Raw genomic sequence first — 3,534 nt, 5'->3', positions numbered from 1 at the left:
GCCATTTCTTGGATCTCCAAAGTTAACGTTACGTTATCTTTAGAGGGAAGTACTGTCCATTATTTTGTCTAGGATCAAAAGCTGTTAGAACCGCAATAGAAAGTGGGGAATAAGCAAAACGCATGAGAAGGGTTAAATCTGCGAAAGATAATAGAAGTGATTATCATTAACTTAGAGTAGGTAATCAATGGTAATGAGAATTATTTTCATTAATTAATTGATAAAAGTGTAGGACTTGAGCAGCTTAAGATGCTGATCAAAGAAATATAAAGAAGAGAAAAAATAGATGGCGTCCCTACGGGGATTCGAACCCCGGTTACCGCCGTGAAAGGGCGATGTCCTAGGCCTCTAGACGATAGGGACGTTTAGAAGATGGCGGTATCTTATTGATCCGCCACCAGAGTGTCAAGCAGGTGAGGTGCGAGTTTGTTTAAAATATAGCAAAACAGTTCAGCGGTCTTCTGCGTATCATATAATGCAGAATGGGCTTCTTTACCATCAAACTCGATTCCAGCTTGGATACAGGACTTCGCCAGTACAGTCTGACCAAACATCACCGCACTTAAAGTCACTGTATCGAAGACAGAAAAACTATGAAACGGGTTCTGGTTTTTGGTCCCGGTACGGGCAATCGCGGCCTGAAGAAAACCTAAATCGAAATGTGCATTGTGTCCGACTAAAACTGCATGGGTACAATTTTGCTGGCGACGCACTTCATTCACCGATTTAAAAATGCGCTTGAGTGCAGTTTTCTCATCTTCGGCCATGGCGATTCGCATTGGATTAGAAGGATCGATCCCAATAAACTCCAGCGAACGTCGGTCGAGGTTTGCCCCTTCGAAAGGATTGATATGTGCATGGTAAGCTTGACCCGGCACAAATTGACCCTCCTCATTATAAACAATCGGAATGGCCGCAATTTCCAGCAATGCATCAGTCTGCGCATTAAAACCTGCAGTCTCGACATCGACAACTACAGGTAAGAATCCACGAAAACGTTGACCAATGATTGGGAGCGTTTCATTTGTCACACTTTTCTCCATTGAATGGTTTTACCAGCATACAGTGGGATAATCTGTTCACCATCCAGATAGTCTAAACTTTCAGGGATTACTTGATCTTCTTTAACCAGGGTAATGGTATTGGTATTACGTGGCAGGCCATAGAAGTCTGCACCAAAATGGCTGGAAAAACCTTCCAGGCGTTCAATTTTACCCACCTGATCAAATGCCTGAGCATACAGCTCAATGGCAGTCGGCGCACTATAACATCCTGCACAGCCACACGCATTTTCTTTTGCATTTTTTGAATGCGGCGCGCTATCTGTTCCCAGGAAAAATTTAGGATTACCGCTGGTTGCGACTTCCAGCAAAGTTTGCTGATGCGTTTGACGTTTTAAAATCGGCAAGCAGTAGAAATGCGGCTTGATCCCACCAACCAGCATGTCATTGCGGTTAAACAATAAATGTTGCGGCGTAATGGTTGCAGCGACATTACGGTCTTGCTCAAGTACAAAGTTTGCTGCTTCGCTGGTGGTGATGTGTTCGAGCACCAGTTTCAGCTTGGGAAATTGTCTGAGTAAGGGAGCCAGCACTTCATCCAGGAAACGCTTTTCACGGTCAAAAATATCGACATGATTATGCGTCACTTCACCATGTAGCAATAAAGGCACTTGGTGTTCTTCAAGCTGTTCAATTACGCCGTAGACTTTGCTCATATCGCTCACACCACTATCGGAGTTGGTGGTCGCACCCGCAGGATAGAGCTTGATGGCATTGACATGCGCAGATTCTTTGATCTTTTTAACTTCGCTTGCCGGGGTGTTGTCAGTGAAATACAGCACCATACGCGGGTCGAAATTTACCCCTTCAGGCACATGTGCCATGATACGTTCACGGTAGGCATTGGCTTCTTCGACAGTTTTAACGGGTGGCACCAGATTTGGCATGCAAATGGCGCGAGAAAACTGCTTGGCTAAATCGGGAACGGTACGTTGAAGTGCTAAACCATCACGCAGGTGAACGTGCCAATCATCTGGCTGGAGAATCGTAATCGTATTCAAGGCAAATTCAGTCGAACAAATAAAACAAATGATAATCCATCTATAGTAAAAATGGTAACGAGAAAGCGCTACAAAATAAGGGATATGTATAAATTAATTTTAAAAAGTATGTTATTTTAAAATTAATAAAAAAATTACATAAATACTTGGCAATGGAATACAAGTACAATCTAGCGAAATTGCAAGATGATAAAGAAGACATAGAACAACTGATTACACGGCAAAGCCAGCGTGTAGGCCCGGTCTTCCCTCAAAATCTGGAACAAGAATTCTGGACCAAAAATCTGGAACGCGCCCGCAAACATGTCGAAAAATATGTGTGGGCTGGAGTACTAGCCTATTTCCTTTTTTTGGTGGTGATGATTCCCACAGATTACTGGAGCATCAGCAAAGAATATTTCGTACATGATTTTGTCCTGTGTATGTTGGGCTTGCTCAATGGCGGCGTGTCGCTAATTATCTTTTATATGTTCTCGTGCTTACCCAAGATCAAGCGCTTTTTTCCTCAGGCTTCGATGCTGTTGGTATTCTGGGTACAGGTGTCAATTTCATGTATCACCATGTCGATTAAAACTGATGCCTTGCAGCATCAATCCATGGCGATAGTCACGATCGTATATATCCTGGGTTATGTTCTGACCGGTATTAAGCCGATTCAGATGCTGGTCACCGGATTACTCGCTGCGGCAACTACTATTCTTGTATTGTTTAGTCTTTCAGTTGAATTTAATCCTATGGTTTTTGGCCGGATTTTAATTGGAAGTTGCTTGCTGGGTTATGTGATTAGCCATATGATTTTTGCCCGTGAACGTGTGATTTTTCTCTATAGCATTCGCGCCAGAATCAGTGAGCAGATCCAGCGTATTCATACCAACGAATTATTACATTTGAGTCAGTACGATGAACTGACCAAAATTTCCAATCGACGGACTTTTGATGAGACGCTGCAAGTGCATTTCGAAAGTGCACGCCGTGAAGAAACGGCATTAGCGATTCTGTTTATCGATGTGGATTTCTTTAAGAATTACAACGATTTTTATGGGCATCAGAAAGGTGATGACGTCATTTCGACTATTGCCAAAACCATCAAAAATGCGATCCGTCATATGGACTTTGTCGCACGTTATGGTGGGGAGGAGTTTGTAGTGCTCTTGCCAGAAACAGATGCACATGGTGCTTATGCAGTGGCTTCAAATATTTTTAAGGCGATTGACCGTCTGGAAATTCCACATGAAAAATCCTCGGTTGCGAAATATATCACCATCAGTTTAGGCATTACCGTCTATCGTGGTGAAGATGATATTGATAAAGACGCCTTATTGGGAATCGCGGATCAGGCGCTATACCGCGCCAAACAGCTTGGACGCAATCAGATTTATTATCAGTCCATTCGTTCAGTAGACTTCCGTCATAAATCAAAAAACGTACAATTTATTTGATCTTAAAGTAATCAGCAAAATTATTTAATTCAA

At 42.6% G+C, this 3,534-nt stretch carries 3 protein-coding genes and 1 tRNA gene; 1 reads left to right on the top strand and 3 read right to left on the bottom strand.

The annotated features are described in order from the left end of the window. Positions 1–287: 287 nt before the first annotated feature. The 3 genes from MTX11_RS16255 to pyrC form a co-directional block, all read right to left on the bottom strand. Positions 288–363, bottom strand: a tRNA-Glu gene (locus MTX11_RS16255). A 20-nt stretch (positions 364–383) separates the two neighbouring features. After that, entirely contained in the window at positions 384–1,043 is a 660-nt protein-coding gene (gene rnt / locus MTX11_RS16250; protein WP_004279557.1) for a ribonuclease T, read from the bottom strand. Next, positions 1,028–2,062: a dihydroorotase gene (pyrC, locus tag MTX11_RS16245; protein ID WP_243475592.1), complete on the bottom strand. Its 1,035-nt coding sequence runs from the start codon at positions 2,060–2,062 to the stop codon at positions 1,028–1,030. Before pyrC ends, rnt begins: the two co-directional genes overlap by 16 nt. A gap of 152 nt (positions 2,063–2,214) precedes the next feature. Here pyrC and MTX11_RS16240 point away from each other — a divergent pair, with 152 nt between their 5' ends. Beyond that, positions 2,215–3,501 (top strand): GGDEF domain-containing protein, encoded by a 1,287-nt coding sequence (locus MTX11_RS16240; RefSeq protein ID WP_243475591.1) that lies wholly within the window; start codon positions 2,215–2,217, stop codon positions 3,499–3,501. Positions 3,502–3,534: the final 33 nt, after the last annotated feature.

It is taken from the genome of Acinetobacter lwoffii (assembly GCF_022809915.1).
In the GTDB taxonomy this organism is placed as follows: Bacteria; Pseudomonadota; Gammaproteobacteria; order Pseudomonadales; family Moraxellaceae; genus Acinetobacter; species Acinetobacter lwoffii_M.
Note: the sequence above shows the minus strand (reverse complement) of the source record. Positions and strands in the feature narration are given on the sequence as shown.